General features: G+C 72.1%; 9 protein-coding genes. 2 read left to right on the top strand and 7 right to left on the bottom strand.

The window, feature by feature from the left end; all coding sequences use genetic code 11:
• Positions 1-92 precede the first annotated feature (92 nt).
• The 7 genes from Apa02nite_RS00650 to Apa02nite_RS00620 form a co-directional block, all read right to left on the bottom strand.
• Positions 93-1808, bottom strand: a complete 1716-nt coding sequence (locus Apa02nite_RS00650) for a putative bifunctional diguanylate cyclase/phosphodiesterase (protein WP_203823333.1) — start codon at positions 1806-1808, stop codon at positions 93-95.
• Complete coding sequence (locus Apa02nite_RS00645; protein WP_203823332.1) at positions 1805-3244, bottom strand: PAS domain-containing protein; 1440 nt, start codon at positions 3242-3244, stop codon at positions 1805-1807. Before Apa02nite_RS00645 ends, Apa02nite_RS00650 begins: the two co-directional genes overlap by 4 nt.
• A gap of 48 nt (positions 3245-3292) precedes the next feature.
• Positions 3293-4696, bottom strand: coding sequence for a glycoside hydrolase family 43 protein (locus tag Apa02nite_RS00640; RefSeq protein WP_203823331.1), 1404 nt, complete (start codon positions 4694-4696; stop codon positions 3293-3295).
• An 11-nt stretch (positions 4697-4707) separates the two neighbouring features.
• Positions 4708-7194, bottom strand: coding sequence for an alpha-L-arabinofuranosidase family protein (locus Apa02nite_RS00635; RefSeq protein ID WP_203823330.1), 2487 nt, complete (start codon positions 7192-7194; stop codon positions 4708-4710).
• Between the two features lie 216 nt (positions 7195-7410).
• A complete protein-coding gene (locus Apa02nite_RS00630) occupies positions 7411-10251 on the bottom strand; it encodes an AfsR/SARP family transcriptional regulator (protein WP_203823329.1) in 2841 nt (946 codons plus the stop codon).
• A gap of 691 nt (positions 10252-10942) precedes the next feature.
• Positions 10943-11722, bottom strand: coding sequence for an AfsR/SARP family transcriptional regulator (locus Apa02nite_RS00625; protein WP_203823328.1), 780 nt, complete (start codon positions 11720-11722; stop codon positions 10943-10945).
• Positions 11719-12345, bottom strand: a complete 627-nt coding sequence (locus Apa02nite_RS00620; protein WP_067701484.1) for a hemerythrin domain-containing protein — start codon at positions 12343-12345, stop codon at positions 11719-11721. The genes Apa02nite_RS00625 and Apa02nite_RS00620 overlap by 4 nt, the downstream gene beginning before the upstream one ends.
• 368 nt (positions 12346-12713) lie before the next feature.
• On the opposite strand from Apa02nite_RS00620, the gene Apa02nite_RS00615 reads away from it, so the two are divergent.
• A complete protein-coding gene (locus Apa02nite_RS00615; protein WP_203823327.1) occupies positions 12714-14822 on the top strand; it encodes a PhoX family protein in 2109 nt (702 codons plus the stop codon).
• Positions 14823-14953: 131 nt separating this feature from the next.
• A complete protein-coding gene (locus Apa02nite_RS00610; RefSeq protein ID WP_203823326.1) occupies positions 14954-16450 on the top strand; it encodes a glycosyltransferase family 39 protein in 1497 nt (498 codons plus the stop codon).
• Positions 16451-16454: the final 4 nt, after the last annotated feature.

The following is a 16454-nucleotide window of genomic DNA, read 5'->3' as shown; positions in this document are numbered from 1 at the left end:
CACCGGCACCGGCACCGGCACCGGCACCGGCAGCGGCGCCGGTGCCGGTGCCGGGCCGCGCGCTGGGGTGGTGCTCAGGTCGTACCGGAGGATCAGACGATCCGGACCAGGGGGCGGACCGGGAGCAGCGGGACTGCCTCGGGTGGGGTGGGGCGGTTGAGGTGGAAGCCCTGCAGCAGGTCGACGCCGGCGCTGGCCAGGTCGGCGGCGGTCTGTTCGTCCTCGACGCCCTCGGCGACCACCTTCATGCCGAGCGCCTTGGCGATCGCGATCACCGAGTCGATGATGGTGGCGTGTGCCGGTGAGTCGTGCATCTGGACCACGAAGGAGCGGTCGATCTTCAGCTCGTCGATCGGCAGCCGGGGGAGCAGGCCCAGCGACGTGTAGCCGGTGCCGAAGTCGTCGATCGCCACCCGGACGCCGCGCAGCCGCAACTCGGAGAGCTGTGCCGCGACCTGATCCGGATTGGTCAGCACCGCGGTCTCGGTGATCTCGACGGTGAGCAGGTCCGGTGACACCCGTTCCAGCTCGAGCATGGCCAGGATGGTCCGCACCGCGCGGTCCTGTGCCAGGTACGCGGCCGGCAGGTTCACCGACACCGGCACGTGGTGGCCGTCGCGTTTCCACGCCGCGGCCTGGTGCAGCGCCTCGGCGAGCACCCAGTCGGTGAGCTCCAGGATCACGTCGGAGCGTTCCGCGTCGGGCAGGAAGACGCCGGGCGGCAGCAGGCCGCGCTGCGGGTGCTGCCAGCGGACCAGCGCCTCCACGCCGTGCATCTCCCGGGTGGTGGCGTCGTGCAGCGGCTGGTAGTGCAGCCGCAGGTGCCCGGCGCGCAGCCCGGTCCGCAGCTCGGTGAGCTGCCGCAGGTCGACCCGCTGGGTGCTGTCCAGGCCGGGCGTCCACTCGACCACGCCGGTGCGGTCCTGCTTGGCGCGGCGCATCGCGGCGGCCGCGCGGCGCTGCAGCACGGTGATGTCGTGATGGTCGGCGGCGCTCACGCCGATGCTGACCTCGACGCTGATCGGCAGGCCGTCGATCGGGTGCGGCCCGCGGATGCCGGTGGCCAGAAGCCGGCCCATGCTCTGCGGGGTGTGCCCGGCCGGCAGTTCGGAGACCAGCACCAGGAACTGGTCGCCGTCCAGCCGGGCGACCAGGTTTCCGGGACCGCGGACGGCGCTCAGCGTGGCCGCGACCCGGTGCAGCAGGGTGTCCGCGCCGTGGTGGCCGAGCACGTCGTTGGCGTCCTGGAACCGGTCCAGGCCCAGGTGCAGCACGGCGACCAGGCCACCGGCGTCCAACCGGCTCTGCCCCTCGGCCGCGATCATGCTGCGGTTGGGCAGGCCGGTGAGCTGGTCGGTGCGGGACAGCCGGGCGTACCGGCCGGCCATCGCGGCCAGCAGGTCCATCATCGGTGCGATCCCGTAGCGGCCGTCCGGCCAGCTGACCAGCACCGGCTCCTCGCGGTCGTCGGCCGGGCGGGCCAGGGCGGCCTCGGCGGCCACGTCGATGTCGGTGCCGGCCGGCAGGGCCTGCGCGTCGGCGGGAGTCAGGTCGCCGGCGGTCCGGTGCACGGTCAGGGCCCGGCCGAAACCGAGCCGCCCGGTTGCCGTCCGCTCCAGCAGGGAACGGCTGACCAGGCGGTGCCCGGTCTCGGTGCGGAGGATGACGCCCGGCCGGTGCCGGTCGTCGCGCAGCAGCGCCTCCAGCTCACTGACCGGGGTGTCGGCCGGCATCGGGGTCATCGGGATGCTGATCTCACCGAGCTTGCGGGGCAGGCGCGGTCCTGGCCCTCGCCCCTGCTCCGTCACGGACGTTCCTCCATCGGGAAGCCGGTGCCGTCGACGACCAGGCGGTCGTCCTCGGTGCGTGGGCGCAGGCGGATCCAGAGCCTGCCGCCGTCCGGTCCGGCAGCGGTCAACTCGGCGTCGGCCGCCTCGCCGGAGCGGGCGACGGCCCAGATCCGGGCGAGCTCGTCGTGGCCGGCCGGGTCGACCAGCTCGGCGATCGGGTCGGTGAGGTCGTCGGCGGCGGTCGTGAACGAGATGGTGGCCAGTCGCCGGGCGAGATCTTCCAGGTCGCAGCGCGCGGCGTGCTCGCGGGTGCGGTCGAGCAGCATGCCGTCCCAGACGGTGGCGCCGCCGGGCTCGCGGTGCGGGCGGGAGACGCCGTACAGCCAGCGGCGCTGACCGTCGCGGCGCAGGATGCCGCCCTGCCACTCCCACGGTTCCAGGGTCTGCATCGAGCGGTGCACCGCGGCCTGGTAGGACTTCCGGTCCTCGGGGGCGATGAAGTCCATGATGTCGACACCGGAGTGGGTGATCTGCTCGGCCTCGACGCCGTACAGGTCGCGGCACGCCGCGGAGACGAAACTGAATCCGTACGTGCCGTCCGGCTCGATCCGGAACTGGTAGAGCATGCCGGGCGCGTTGTTGACGGTGTTCCGGAACCGTTCCTCGCTCGCGCCGAGGGCGGCCTCGCTGCGGCGGCGGTCGGTGTCGTCGATCGCGATCGTGCAGACGCCGTAGACCGAGCCGTCCGGGTCGGTGAGCGGGACCCGGGTGACCACGTACTGGCGGATGTCGTCGCCGAACGGCAGCTCCTCGAGCACGGTCCGGGCCGCGCCGTTGCCGGCCACGTCGATGTCGTGGGCGCGGCTGCCGGCGGCCACCGCGGCGGGCAGCACGTCCTCTTCGCCCCGGCCGACCATGTCGGCGGCGGCGACCTGGAAGACCCGCTCGTACTCGCCGTTGACGAACAGGTAGCGGCCGTCCAGGTCCTTGGCCGAGATCACCGCGGTGGTGTGCTGCAGGATCGCGGTGATCAGCTGGTTGCTGCGCTGCAGCTCCTGCCGGGCCTGGTGCCACTCGGTCTGGTCGGAGATGAACGCGCAGAAGCCGTCCGGGCCGAGGGTGTTCATGGTCATCGAGATGCTCAGCTCGGAGCCGTCGCGGTGCACGGCGGGCAGCTCGAAGCGGTGGCTCATCCCGGGGCCGTCACCGTCGGCGACCCGCCGGGCGAACCCGGCGTTGTGCGCCGACCGCAGCGCGGCCGGGATGATGGTGTCCGCGAGCGGCCGGCCGACCACCTCGTCGCGGCGCCAGCCGAACAACTGCTCGGCGGCCGGGTTCCAGTCCTGGATCAATCCGGTGCGGTCGACCTGCACGAAAGCCAGTGCGGAGGCGTCGACGGCCCGGTACCGGGCGTCGGCCACCGGCTGCTCGATGATCTGAGGGGCGCTGAACACCCCCGCCTCATCGGGCCGCCGATGGCCGACCTGAGCCTTGCTCTTCGGTCAGCTGAGCCGGAACGCCGTTCCGCTCTTTCCTGCCGTGATCACTCCGGCGGTCTTCCGCAAGTGGATCGCCGGGTCGGCGGCGCTGCGGATCAGCACGCCGCCGCGGGCCGGTACCCGGCGGACCGGGGTGCCGGTGGTGGCCAGGGCCACCGTCGCGCCGTCGATCCGGACGAACAACGTGGGCTGGTCCACCGACTGGATCGTCTCGGTGCCGTCCGCGGCGGCCACGAACCGGAACTGGGTGGCGGCCAGGTCCCGTGGCGCCTGGGCGACGTCGACAACGGTGCCGGTGTGGTGGACGTACTGCGCGCTGGAGTCGGCCGGGGACAGCCGGACGATCGGCCCGCCGTCACCGACCGGCACGCCGAACAGCGGGGTGCCGTCCGGGTGCCAGTAGAGCTTCTGCACCCGGGCGTGCCGGTTCGGGTCGTAGAGCGGGTCGCCGGTGATGTCCCGGTAGTCGCGGGCGTGGTAGACCAGCACGTCGGTCTTGCCGTCCTCGGCCACCGTGAACGAGTTGTGGCCCGGACCCCAGCGCTCGGTCGCGTCGTTGCTCACGAAGATCGGGTCCGGGGTCTTCACCCAGCTCGCCCGGTCCAGCAGGTTCGCGCCGGCGTCCGCGGTGAGCAGGCCCATGCAGTAGCGGGCGTCGGTGGCGCTGGCCGAGAACGTGAGGAACACCCGGCCGTTGCGGATCAGCACGGCCGCGCCCTCGTTCACCCGGTACCCCTGGATCTCCCAGCTCTTCGTGGGCGTGGTGATCCGGGTGGGCTTGCTCTTCAGCGTCCACGGGTTCGCCATCTCGGCGATGTACAGGCTGGAGTTGACCGCGATCTCCGGCTCGCTCTGCGCCCACACCAGGTACCGCTTGCCGCGGTGCGCGAACGTGGTCGCGTCCAGGGCGAAGCTGTCCCACTCCAGGGCGACCTTGCCCTTGAGGGTCCAGCCGGCCGGGTCGCGCGGGTCGGCCAGCGACGACTCGAGCACGTAGATCCGGACCCGGAACACGTCGTCGGCGTCACCGGCGGCGAAGTAGACGTACCACTTGCCGTCGATGCGGTGCAGCTCCGGCGCCCAGATGTGCCCGGCCATGGTGCCGGTGGCCGGCCGCGTCCAGATGGTGGTCTCGGCGGCGTCGGTCAGCCCGGCGAGGGTGTCCGCGCCGCGCACCACGATCCGGTTGTACTCCGGCACCGAGCCGGTGAAGTAGTACGTGCCGTTGACCCGCGGGGTGATGAACGGGTCGGCGCGCTGGCTGACCAGCGGCTGGGTGGTCGGCACGCCGTAGATCGTGGCGTCACCGACGACCGGGTCGGCCTGGGGTGCGCCTTCGGCGCCGGCCGGCAGGACCACGGCGAGGGCTCCGGCGGCGCCGCCGATCAGCAGGGTTCGACGATTCATGATCGGGCTCCTCATCGGGTCCGGATGCGCAGGAAGGTGACCGAGTTCGCCGGGAACTCCCGGGTGAAGGTCGGCGCGACGCCGTGGATCGTGCTGGTCACCGGCAGGATCGGCTCGGCGGTGCGGGTGTTCTGCTCGCCCGGGTCACCGGCCAGCACCGTCGCCTTCGCCGTCGGCGCGACCTTGCGGCCCCCGAGGTCGATCTTCGTGACCGCCGGCTTGTCCTGGGCGTTCACCACCTTGACGATCAGTTCACCGGTCTTCGCGTCGCTCGTGACGACCTGGGCGAACGGCTCGGTGACCGCGTTGTCGTCGAAGCTGGCCCACTCGGCGCCGTCCAGGAAGAGCGTCACCTTCGTACCCCGGACTTGGATCTTGAGGTTGTAGGTCTGCCCGGTGTTGACCGTGTTCGGCTTGGTGAGCAGCTGCTCCTTGGCCGAGGTGACGCCCTTCTCGACGGCGCCCTGGGTGTTGTTCCAGCCGCCCAGGTTCCACCAGTAGAAGTTGCCGGTCTCCTGGATGCCGAACGCGACCAGGAAGCCCTCGGCGCCGGCCTGCTTGGTGGCCTTGAGCGTGTAGTCGTAGTCGGTGTCCGTGACGGTGGCGGCCTTGACCATGGTGTCCTCGGAGACCGTGTCGGTCTGCGCGTATCCGCCGCTCGCCGCGGTCCACGTGCCGCGCGGCTGCACCGCGGTCCAGCCGTCGGCGTCACCGTCGTTGAAGTCGTCGGCGAAGATCGTGCTGCCGTCCGGGCGGGTGACCGTGACGTCGTCGTAGGTCGCCGCGGTGCGCCAGGTGGAGAGGCCGATCGCGCCGGTGATCGGCTTCGGGGTGATCACGCCGCCGCCGGTGACCGTGCTCGGCACCACCCGGTCGCCGACGTTCGTCATGAACAGCTTCTGCATCTGGTAGCTGGTCGAACCCCACGACTCGTCGTTGTCGAACCAGATCATGTCCGGTTTCCACTGCACGTTGTCGATGTTGGCGAGCAGTGGCGCGTAGCTCGCCATCTTCACCACGTCGGCGTTGCGCTCCAGGCCGGTCATGTAGGCCGCCTCGGCCAGCGAGTTGGCGAACTTCGCGTCCAGCGAGGCATATTCACCGAGGAAAACCTTGGGACCCGAGCGATCGTACGAGTCGTAGCGCGCGTTGTTCTGCAGGAACCAGGCCGGGCTGTTGTAGTAGTGCTCATCGACCAGGTCGGTGCCGTTCGCCTTGTTCTTGGCCCACAGGTTGTCGAACGTGCTGCCCTGGTCGTCCGGGCCGGAGTTGCTGACCAGCGCGATCTCCGGGTGGGCCGCCTTGATCGCGGCCTGGAACTTCAGGAAGTTCGCCCAGTACTCCTCGGGCAGGTTCTCCTCGTTGCCGACCGCGACGGTGGTCAGGCCGAACGGCTTCGGGTGGCCCATCGACGCGCGCACCTTGCCCCAGGTCGAGGTGACCGGGCCGTTGGCGAACTCGATCAGGTCGAGGGCGTCCTGGACGTGCTGCTGCAGCAGGGCCGGGTCATTGGTGGCGCGGTTCTGGCCGCAGCCGGTGACCAGGGCCGGCAGCACCGGCAGCGGCATGGCGCCGATGTCCTCGGAGAACTGGAAGTACTCGTAGTAGCCGAGGCCGTAGGACTGGTTGTAGCCCCAGAAGTTCTTGTTCGTGGCCCGGGTCTCGACCGGTCCGACGGTGTCCTTCCACTGGTACGACCGGGCGCGCGGGTAGTTGTTCGCGGCGTCGTACGGGTACATGCTGCCGGTGTTGACCAGGCAGCCGCCGGGGAAGCGGACGAAGCCCGGCTTCAGCGCGGCGATCTTGTCGGCGAGGTCCTCGCGCAGGCCGTTGGCCCGGCCCTGGTAGGTGTCCCGGGGGAACAGCGAGATCTCGTCGAGGCTCACCGGCGCCGCTGAGCCGACCGTGAGCCGGCCCCGGTCGCTGGTCGCGGTGGCCTTCAGCGTGCCGGTGTACTTGGTCCAGACGTCGCCGGTGGTGCTCACGTCCACCGGCGCGGCGAGGGTGACCCCGGCCGCGGTCTGCAGCGTCACCTGGAGCGGCGCGCTGCCCCCGGCCCGCGCCCACACCGAGAAGTCGTATTTTTCGCCCTTTTTGACGGCGATTCCGGTGTTGTACCCGGCGTTGGTGACCGTGCCGGTCAGCTTGAGGTAGTTGCGGTTGCGGTCGTTGAGCCGCTGGGCGTCGTTGACCACGGTGGCGGTGCCGGTGGTCGTCCAGGCGGTCAGGCCGGTGTAGCCGCCGGCGTCGGTGGCGTTGAACTCGAACGAGCGGTTGCGCACCAGCTCGGCGTAGAGGCCGCCGTCGGCCGCGTAGTTGATGTCCTCGAAGAAGACGCCGTACTGCGACTTGGCCAGCGCGGGGCCGTCGGCCTTCGGGCTCAGGGCGATCGTGTAGTCGGGTTCGACCGCGGCCGCGGAGACCGGCGGGGCGATCGCCAGCGGCAGCGTGACCAGCAGGGCGGCCAAGCCGGCCAGGCGGGTGCTGTTCTTGGGCATGAAGAGTCCTCCGGTGCGGGATGGAGACGCAACGTGAGTGTGTCGGGGATGTTTCCGTAGGGGCGTAAGAGCAATGTGTACGCAAACATCGATGCCCCTGTCAAGAGGAAGACGTCGATGTCCTGGCTGGTAATACCCTGCTCTGGCGCTGTTTCCGGCAACTTGTTAGCGTTAACGAAAGTGACTGTCCGCGGCTCTGGTTAGGACGGTTTCCTGTCAGATCTGCGGAGCGCCGAGCACCGCTTGGATCCGGGCCAGATCCGGGTACCGCGCGGTCTCCAGCAACCCCAGCGCCTCGGCCCGGGCCCGTTCCGCCGCCGCGTCGTCACCCGCCGACCGGTGCGCGGTGTACAAACCGATCAACGGCTCGATGCGCCGGCTCGGCATCGACGTGCCGTACAGGTCGAGGGCCTGCTGGAACGCCGCGATCGCCGCCGGGAGATCGCCGCTGGTCTGCATCAGCAGGCCCATCTGGATCGCCGCGCCGGCCGCGCCCAGGGTGTTCTCGCCCCGCATGTGGATCTCGAAGCTCTGCTGGAACAGCTCGCGGGCCTTCGCCCGGCCGCCCGGCTGGTAGAAGTGGTACCAGCCGATCGGGTGCAGCGAGCTGGCCTCCTCGAACCGGGCCATCTCCGCGTTGTCCAGCCGGTACGCCTCGAGCGCCTCCTGGCCGTACGGATACGCCGCGATCGCCTGCTCCCGGGTCGGCGCGCTGTTCAACCCGATGATCGCGACCGCGGTGCCGAGCAGCCCGTGCGCCAGCCGCAGCTTGTCGCCGGTGCGCCGGCCCACCTCGATCGCCTGCTCCAGATAGGGCCGGGCCTCGTCCATCCGGTTGAGCCACAGGTGACCGCGACCGATCACATAGCTCAGGAACCCGATCCACCACTGGTCGTCGCTGCGCTCGGCGACGGCGAGCGCCCACCGGGACAGCGTGAACGAGTCCTCCAGGTGGAACCGGATGTCCTGCTGGTAGGGGATCAGCGCCCAGACGAACGGCCCCAGGTAACGCTCCCGCCCCGGGGTGCGGCACAGCTCGGCCAGCGCCATGGTGGTCTCGTACTCGGCGTCCATCCAGGCCAGTGCCGCCTCGCGGGAGGTGAACCGGTCCGGCACGATGTCCTCCGCCATCGCGCCGCCGCGGACCGGGCGAGGGTACGACAGGTAGACGTCCGCCGCGCGCAACGCCGTGTGCAGGTGGTACTCGACCAGCCGGCGGAGCACGTCGGCGCGGGCGGCCGGCTCGTCCTGCCGGTGTGCCAGCTCGACGGCGTACGCGCGGACCAGGTCGTGGTAGCCGTACCGGCCCGGGCGGCGCTCGCTCATCAGGTGCGCGTCGCAGAGCGTGCGCAGCAGCGCCCGGGTGCCGGCCCGGTCCCGCCCGGCCATGTTCACCGCGGCCGCCAGGGGCAGATCCGAGCCGGGGTGCAGCGCCAGGTGCCGGAACAGCTCGGCCGCGGCGGCCGGCAACCGCCGGTACGACCAGGAGAACACCGCGCGCAGGTCGTGTTTGACCCCGTCCACCGCGAACGCGGCCAGCCCCTCCTCCTCGGCCAGCTCCTCGGCGACCGTGCCCAGGGTGAACCCGACCCGGGCGCAGACCACCGCGAGCGCCAGCGGCAGGCCACCGCAGCGGGCCACGATCGCGTCCCGGGCGGCCGGCTCGCCGTCGGCGAGTGCCGCGCCCAGCCGCCCGCGCAGGTACGCCCGCGCCTGCTCGTCGCGGAACCCGTCCAGGTGCAGCGGCCGCGCCCCGTCCGTGACCAGCAGCCCGCCGAGCCGGTGGCGGCTGGTCACCACGACCGCGCAGCCGGCCGCGCCGGGCAGCAGCGGGCGCACCTGCTCGGCGTCCCGGGCGTTGTCGAGCACCAGCAGCATCCGCCGGCCGGCCAGCACACTGCGGAACAGCGTGGTGCGCTCGGTCTCGCCCGGCGGCACCCGGTGGTCGGCCACGCCGAGCGCGCCGAGGAAACCGAGCAGCACGTCGCCGGGGGCGAGCGGGGTGTCCTCCGGGCCGTATCCGCGCAGGTCGGCGTAGAGCTGGCCGTCCGGGTAGCGGCCGGCGGCCTGGTGCGCCCAGCGGACCGCGAGAGTGGTCTTGCCCACCCCGCCGACGCCGCTGATCACGGTCAGCGGGGTGCCGTCCGGGTCGGCGGTGTGCCGGTCCAGCTCGGCCATCTCGGACTCACGGGCCGCGAACGTGGCCGGTGACCGGGGGAGCTGGGCCGGGCGTACCGGAAAGGGGTCGTCCGCGGGCAGGCCGAACCGCAACTCGGCGGCGAGCACCTCGTGGCGCTGCTCCAGAATGGCCTGTTCCAGATCGGCCAGCGCCGGCTCCGGCTCCAGTCCCAGCTCGTCGGCGAGATGGCGGCGGTGCCGGCGCAGCACGTCGAGCGCCTCGGCGGAGCGGTGCGCGGCCCACAGCGCGACCGCCCACAGCCGCCAGGCCAGCCCGCGCAACGGTTCCGCCTCGGCCAGCGCCCGGGTCGCCGGGACCGCCTCGCCGAACCGGCCCAGCACCAGCAGCGACGCCGCGATCCGCTGCCCGGCGATCAGCCGGGACTCGGCCAGCCGGGTGATCACCGGGCCGGCCCAGGGCTCGTCGGCGAACTGCTCGTAGGGGTCGCCGTGCCAGAGGGCGGTGGCGCGGCGCAGCAGGGTCAGGGCGGCCTCCGCGTTGGCCGGTGACAGGCCCAGCGTGCGCATCTCCTGGACCTGCTGCAGCAGGCGCTCGAACTCCCACGCGTCGACGGCGCCGGCGGGCAGCCGCAGGGCGTACCCGGAACCCTCACTGACCAGGACCACGGCGGCGGCGCGCGGCAGGCGGTCCGGTTCCAGGAGGCGGCGCAACCGTGAGACGTACGCCTGGAGCGACACCAGCGGCCGCGGCGGCGGGGTCTCGCCCCAGAGCTGGTCGACGATCCGGTCGACGGTGACCACCTCGCCGCCGGCCGCGACCAGCATGGCCAGCACCGCCTGCTGCTGATGGCCACCGAGCGGGACGACGTCGCCGCGGACCAGAACCTCGACCGGGCCGAGCACACGGATCTCGATCATCGGGGGTCCTTCGCTCGGTCCGTTGTCACGCTGGGTGATTGGCGAGATGGCGCTCCGTGCTGCCGGCCAGTGCCCGGCGGTGTGGTTCCGGAACCACACGCAGGGTTACCGCGTGTGGTGTCGTCCCGGGATCTTAAGGGGTCACGCGAGTCGTTCTCGTTTCCTGTGCGGCTCTCGTCGGCAACGCGACAGTAAGGCGATTTCCCGTTGTCGATCACCTGTCGAGGCGGTTCACCGGCAACGGTGCGGGCCCCGACCGGCCCTACTGTCAACAAAGCGGGGAGTAATCGCCAGTGGGCCGGCCGCCGGTGCTCGCCGCCGTGGTGGCCGGGGCGCTGCCCGGCACGCACCGTGCAGATCGTCACCGCCGTGGCCGTGCTCGCCTCGCTGCACCCGGCTGGTGCCCAGGGGTGTGTCCCGGCCCTCGAGGCACCCCTGAGCACCAGCCGGGAATCGGGGGCCGCGGCACGGCGGTGGGTTCCGGGGGCGGCGCGCGGGCGGTTCGCGGGCTGGTCGTGAGGGGTGTCTCGCGGACCGCGAGACACCCCTCACGACCAGCCGGGGCCTGGGGGCGCGGCGCGGCCGGGAGGAGGCGGGACGTCGCGCGAGGCTGCCACGGGACGTGGCTGATGCCTGCGGACCGGACCCCTCACGCGGACAGAATCGGGGTGAACGTGGTGATCGGGAGCGGTCAAGTGGGGGAGGGGAGGAGGCGGCCCGGGTCGCCCAGCAGGATCCGCTGGTGGAGGTGGCGGAGGGCCGGAGTCGGCTCGACGCCCAGCTCCTCGGCGAGGATGCGGCGGACCTTGCGGTAGTGGGACAGGGCGTCGGCGGTGCGGCCGGCGCGGTAGAGAGCGGTCATCAGCAGCGCGTGGCAGCGTTCGCGCAGCGGATCCTCGGCGACCATGGCGCGCAGGTCGGCGATCGCCTCGGGGTAGCCGCCCAGCTCGACGGTGACCGCGACCAGGTCCAGGGCGGCACTGCGGCAGAGCTCGGTCAGGCGGGCGCGCTGGCCCTCGACGTAACCGCCGGCCGCGCCGGCCAGCGGGGTGCCCCGGTGCAGGCCGACCGCGGCGCGCAGGGCCGCCGCGGCGGCCGGGTGGTCGCCGCGCCGCATCGCGCCGGCGGCCTGGGCGGTGTGCTGGTGGAACAGCTGGACGTCGAGCGAGCCGGGCGGGGCGGACAGCACGTAGCCGCCGCCGATCCAGCCGATCCGGACCGCGTTCGGCGAGCCGGACGGCCCGCAGAGCAGCCGGCGCAGCCGGGACAGGTAGGTGCGCACGGTGGCGACCGCGGAGGCCGGCGGGCCGACCGGCCAGATCGCGTCGACCAACTCGTCGACGGTGGTCAGCAGGCCCTCACGGAGCAGCAGCACGGTCAGGGCGGTGCGCTGCTGCGGTGAGCCGAGCGGGACCTCGGCGCCGTTGCGCCAGGCGCGGACCGGCCCGAGCAGGGCGAAGGTGACCGTCATGCGACACCGCCGCGCAGCGTCGCCATCTGCCGGCGGTACTGCCGCCGGCCGACCAGACGCCACAGCAGCCGGCCGGGCGCCGGCACCTTCTTCAGGAACTCGGCGCGCTCGGCCGGGGTGGCGTCCTCCAGGATCGCGCCGAGGGCCAGGAAGATCTTCGACTTCGGCACGTTCTCCAGCCCCTGCTTGCCGACCTGCTCCCACTCCGGCGGGGTGAGGAAGTCCTCGACCAGCGGCATCACCAGCGACTCCTCGTCGGCGAGGTGCTGGTGCAGGATCCGCAGGTGCACCACGAGCGCGTCGGCCAGCGCGGCCCGGTCCTGCTCCTCGGCGGTGGCCTCCCAGCGCGGCAGGTGCGTCTGGATGTCGGTGAGGGTGCCGTCCAGCGCCTCGTGCTGCTGCTCCATCCGGACCACCAGGTCGTCGTAGACCTGGGCGCGGGCGTGCAGCAGCGGCCAGATCAGCTCGTCCTCGGTGGTGTGGTGGTGGTGCAGGGCACCGATGTACTCGCGGACCGCGTCGGCCACCTGCCGGGACCGCGCGACGTCGCCCTCCCCGGCCACGCCGACGAACTGCAGTAACAGGGCGGCCTCGCGGCGGAACACCCGATGGATCATGATCATTTCTTGGGTGTACGGGGTGCTCGTGCCGGGCAAGGGGTCGCTCCTCGGTGTGACTGTCGGCTTCGGAGCGGACAGTGTTCCCGGACCCACTTGCCTGTCACTTGCATCGGTGCTCAGCGCCCCTTGCGCACGACGGCGGGCGGCGGGCGCCCGGCGGCCGCCCGCCACCACGTACCCGCCGCCCCCGCCGTCAGTAGGGTGACGGCGCGTCGTTGTCGTGCCCTCGCATGCTGGCCGGGCCGGGTAGACGACGGATATACGACATCGACGTTCATCCCCCGTTCACCCGGATCCGGTGGTCGGTGCCGGGCGGTGCACCTACCTTCCCGAGAGCCGCCATCGGCGCGGACGACCACGAGGGAGATGCGATGACGGACGAGAAACGCCGCTTCCTGCCACTGCTGGGGCACAGCGGTGGCAGCCGGGACGCGATGACCTGTCTCTACCGCTGCGGGAACGCCTGCGACCACCCGGCGCCCAACGCGTCCGCCAACACGTACCTCGGTGACGTGGTCAACGCGGAGATGAGCCGCCGGGGCGTGATCCGCGCGGGTGCGGTCGGGGGCATGGTGCTCGGCTTCGGCGGCGCCGCGGCCGCCCTGGCGAGCCCGGCGACGGCCGCGCCGGCCACCGAGGTCCTGAGCAGCGGGCAGCAGCTCAAGCCCTCGAAGGCCGGCGCGCTGACCTTCGAGACGGTCGCGCCGAACACCCGGGACGCGGTGACCGTCCCGGCCGGCTACGAGACCGCCGTGGTGATCCGCTGGGGTGACCCGGTGGTGGCCGGCGCCCCGGCGTTCGACCTGCACCAGCAGACCGCCGCCCGGCAGTCCCGGCAGTTCGGCTTCAACAACGACTTCGTCGGCGTGCTGCCGCTCCCCGGCCGCCACGACCGGGCGCTGCTGGTGGTGAACCACGAGTACACCAACGAGGAGCTGATGTTCCCGGGCTTCACCAGCCTGGACGCGCTCACCGTCGACCAGCTCGAGGTGGCCATCGCCGCGCACGGGCTCTCCGTCGTGGAGATCGAGCGGGCCGGCCGCTCCGGCCGGTGGACGCCGGTGAAGAGCCGTCACCTGCACTACAACCGGCGGCTCACCGCGCTCGCGTCGACGTTCCGGCTGACCGGCCCGGCGGCCGGCTCGGCGTGGCTGCGGACCGCGGCGGACCCGCGTGGCACCACTGTGGTCGGCACCCTGAACAACTGCTCCGGCGGCGTCACGCCGTGGGGCACGGTGCTCTCCGGCGAGGAGAACTTCAACCAGTACTTCGTCGGCGCCGACCAGGCCCCGGAGGCCCTCAAGCCCAAGCTGACCCGGTACGGCATCACCACCACCGCCCGCTACCCGAGCGGCTCGCGCAAGTGGGACCGCGCGCAGGAGCGGTTCGACCTCGGCAAGCACCCGAACGAGGCGCACCGGTTCGGCTGGATCGTCGAGGTCGACCCGTTCGACCCGGAGTCCACGCCGCGCAAGCACACCGCGCTGGGCCGGCTCAAGCACGAGGGCGCGAACGTCATCGTGGCCAGGAACGGTCACGTGGTCGCGTACATGGGTGACGACGAGCGGTTCGAGTACCTCTACAAGTTCGTGTCCGACAAGAAGTTCCTGCCCGGGCACTCGCACCTGGCCCGCAAGCACAACCTGACCCTGCTCGAGTCCGGCACGCTCTACGTCGCCAAGGTGACCGGGGACAGCCCGGCCGGCGAGATCGACGGCACCGGCACGCTGCCCGCCGACGGCCGGTTCGACGGCACCGGCCAGTGGATCAAGCTGGTGTCCGGGAGCCGGTCGTACGTGCCCGGGATGACCGCGGCCGACGTGCTGACCTTCACCCGGCTGGCCGGCGACGCGGTCGGCGCCACCAAGATGGACCGCCCCGAGGACGTGCAGCCCAGCCTGCGCACCGGGAAGATCTACGCGGCGATGACCAACAACACCAACCGCGGTGTCGGCACGAACGCGCCGGCCGACGAGGCGAACCCGCGCAACGCCAACAAGCACGGCCACATCTTCGAGGTCACCGAGGACCACGGCGACCACACCGGCACCACGTTCACCTGGACGCTGCCGATCGTCTGCGGTGACCCGGCCGCCGCCGACACCTACTTCGGCGGGTACGACAAGTCCGCGGTCTCGCCGATCTCCTGCCCGGACAACGTCGCCTTCGACAGCGCCGGCAACCTCTGGATCTCCACCGACGGCAACGCGCTGGGCAGCAACGACGGCCTGTTCGCCACGCCGATCGAGGGCAAGGAGAAGGGCCACCTCAAGCAGTTCCTCACCGTGCCGCGCGGCGCCGAGACCTGCGGCCCGTTCATCACCGGCGACGACAAGTCGGTCTTCACCGCGGTGCAGCACCCGGGCGAGATCTCCGGCGCCACCGTCGACAAGCCGGCCTCGTTCTGGCCGGACGGCGGCTACGCCAAGCCCGCCGTGATCGTCACCTGGCGCCCGGACGGCGGCCCGGTCGGCAGCTGAGCGAGCGTCCCGGAACGGCCCCGGCGCACCACGCGCCGGGGCCGTTCCCACGCATGACTTAACTCACGGTAAGGGCTGGCGGCGACGAGCTACGTTTCTATCGCCAGCAGCCGGCCGGGGGAGAACACTGAGTGATCGAGTCGCCGTCCGTCCGTGACCGGGTCCGTGCCGTGCTGCCCGGGCTGGTCTCCGGCCTGCTGATGCTCGTGGTCGCGCTCTACGCCGCCACCCGTCCCCGGCTCAGCTGGGACGAGGTGACCTCGGCCGAGGTGGCGACGCGGACCACCGGGCAGATCTGGCAGCTGGTCCAGCACGTCGACGCGGTGTTCGGCGCGTACTACTGGTTCCTGCACTTCTGGACCGGGATCTTCGGCGACAGCGAGCTGTCCCTGCGGCTGCCGTCGATCCTGGCGATGGCCGGCGCGGTCGGGCTCACCGCCGAGCTCGGGCGGCGGCTGTTCACCCCGCTGATCGGCCTGACCACCGGCCTCATCCTGGTGATCATTCCGAACACGTCCCGGTACGCGGCCGAGGCCCGTCCGTACGCGTTCGTCTGTCTTTTCTCGATTCTGGGTCTGCTTCTGCTGCTCGCCGCGGTTCGCGGCGGCCCGGCCGGTCGGGTGCCGAAAGCCGTCGTCTGGGCGCTCTACGGGCTGTCGGTGCTGCTCCTCGGCGGCTTCAACCTGATCGCGCTCACCGCGCTGGCCGCGCACGCCACGGTGGCCGGCATCGTCGCCTGGCGCCGCCGGGACTGGCGGCCCGCGGGGGTCTGGCTGCTGACCGTGGCGCTGGCCCTGCTGCCGCTGGCCCCGCTGGTGTATTTCGGCACCCAGCAGGACAGCACCCAGCTGCACTGGGTCAAGCCGATCACGGTCGCCGCGATCCGCGCGATGCCCGGCGAGATCACCGGGTCCAGCCGGGTGGCCTGGCTGCTGATCGGCCTGGCGGTGCTGGCCGCCTGGCAGCCGGCCCGCCGACTGACGCCGATCGTGGTGCTGGCGCTCGGCCCGTTCGCCGCGGTCGCGCTGGCGTCGGTGCTGCTCTCGCCGATGTGGGTGGCCCGCTACATGATCGTGGCGCTGGCGCCGCTGGCGATCCTGGCCGCGGTCGCGCTGGTCGCCGACACGCCGGAGCCCCGCGCGTGGCGGGACCTGATCGGCGGGCGGATGGTGCGGATCGGCGCGGTGCTGCTCCTGCTGGCCGCGATCGCCCTGCCCGGCCAGCGGTCGATCCGCCTGCCGACCGCGAAGAACGGCCCGGACTACCGCGGCCTGGCCACCCTGGTCGGCACGTACGACCGGCCCGGCGACGTGATCGTCTACCCGCCGAAGAACCGGGCGATGCGCGCCGGGATGGACTACTACCTGCGCGGGGTGCCGGACCGGCCGCGGGACGTGCTGTTTCAGACTCCGGCCGGGCAGACCGGGCTGCTGACCGCCGGTGAGTTCACCGACGACGCCGCGCGGGTGGCCGGCGCCACCGGCGTCTGGCTGGTCATCGCGGATCAGCGCGCCGACCCGCTCACCGCCCGGCCGCACCTGCGCGCGCTGCTCACCGCGAAGTACGTCGAGGCCGGGCGCTGGAAGAAGAAGCACGCCACCGCGGTGCTGTACCGGCTGCGCGGCTGATCTG

The sequence above is a fragment of the Actinoplanes palleronii genome (genome assembly GCF_016862315.1).
GTDB lineage: Bacteria > Actinomycetota > Actinomycetes > Mycobacteriales > Micromonosporaceae > Actinoplanes > Actinoplanes palleronii.
This window is presented reverse-complemented; position numbering and strand designations above follow the sequence as displayed.

Excerpts from the sequence above, each read along its gene's own strand:
- Apa02nite_RS00620 (WP_067701484.1), bottom strand. The coding sequence starts at position 12,345 with ATGATCATGATCCATCGGGTGTTCCGCCGCGAGGCCGCCCTGTTACTG.
- Apa02nite_RS00630 (WP_203823329.1), bottom strand. The coding sequence starts at position 10,251 with ATGATCGAGATCCGTGTGCTCGGCCCGGTCGAGGTTCTGGTCCGCGGC.
- Apa02nite_RS00635 (WP_203823330.1), bottom strand. The coding sequence starts at position 7,194 with ATGCCCAAGAACAGCACCCGCCTGGCCGGCTTGGCCGCCCTGCTGGTC.
- Apa02nite_RS00640 (WP_203823331.1), bottom strand. The coding sequence starts at position 4,696 with ATGAATCGTCGAACCCTGCTGATCGGCGGCGCCGCCGGAGCCCTCGCC.
- Apa02nite_RS00625 (WP_203823328.1), bottom strand. The coding sequence starts at position 11,722 with ATGACGGTCACCTTCGCCCTGCTCGGGCCGGTCCGCGCCTGGCGCAAC.
- Apa02nite_RS00615 (WP_203823327.1), top strand. The coding sequence starts at position 12,714 with ATGACGGACGAGAAACGCCGCTTCCTGCCACTGCTGGGGCACAGCGGT.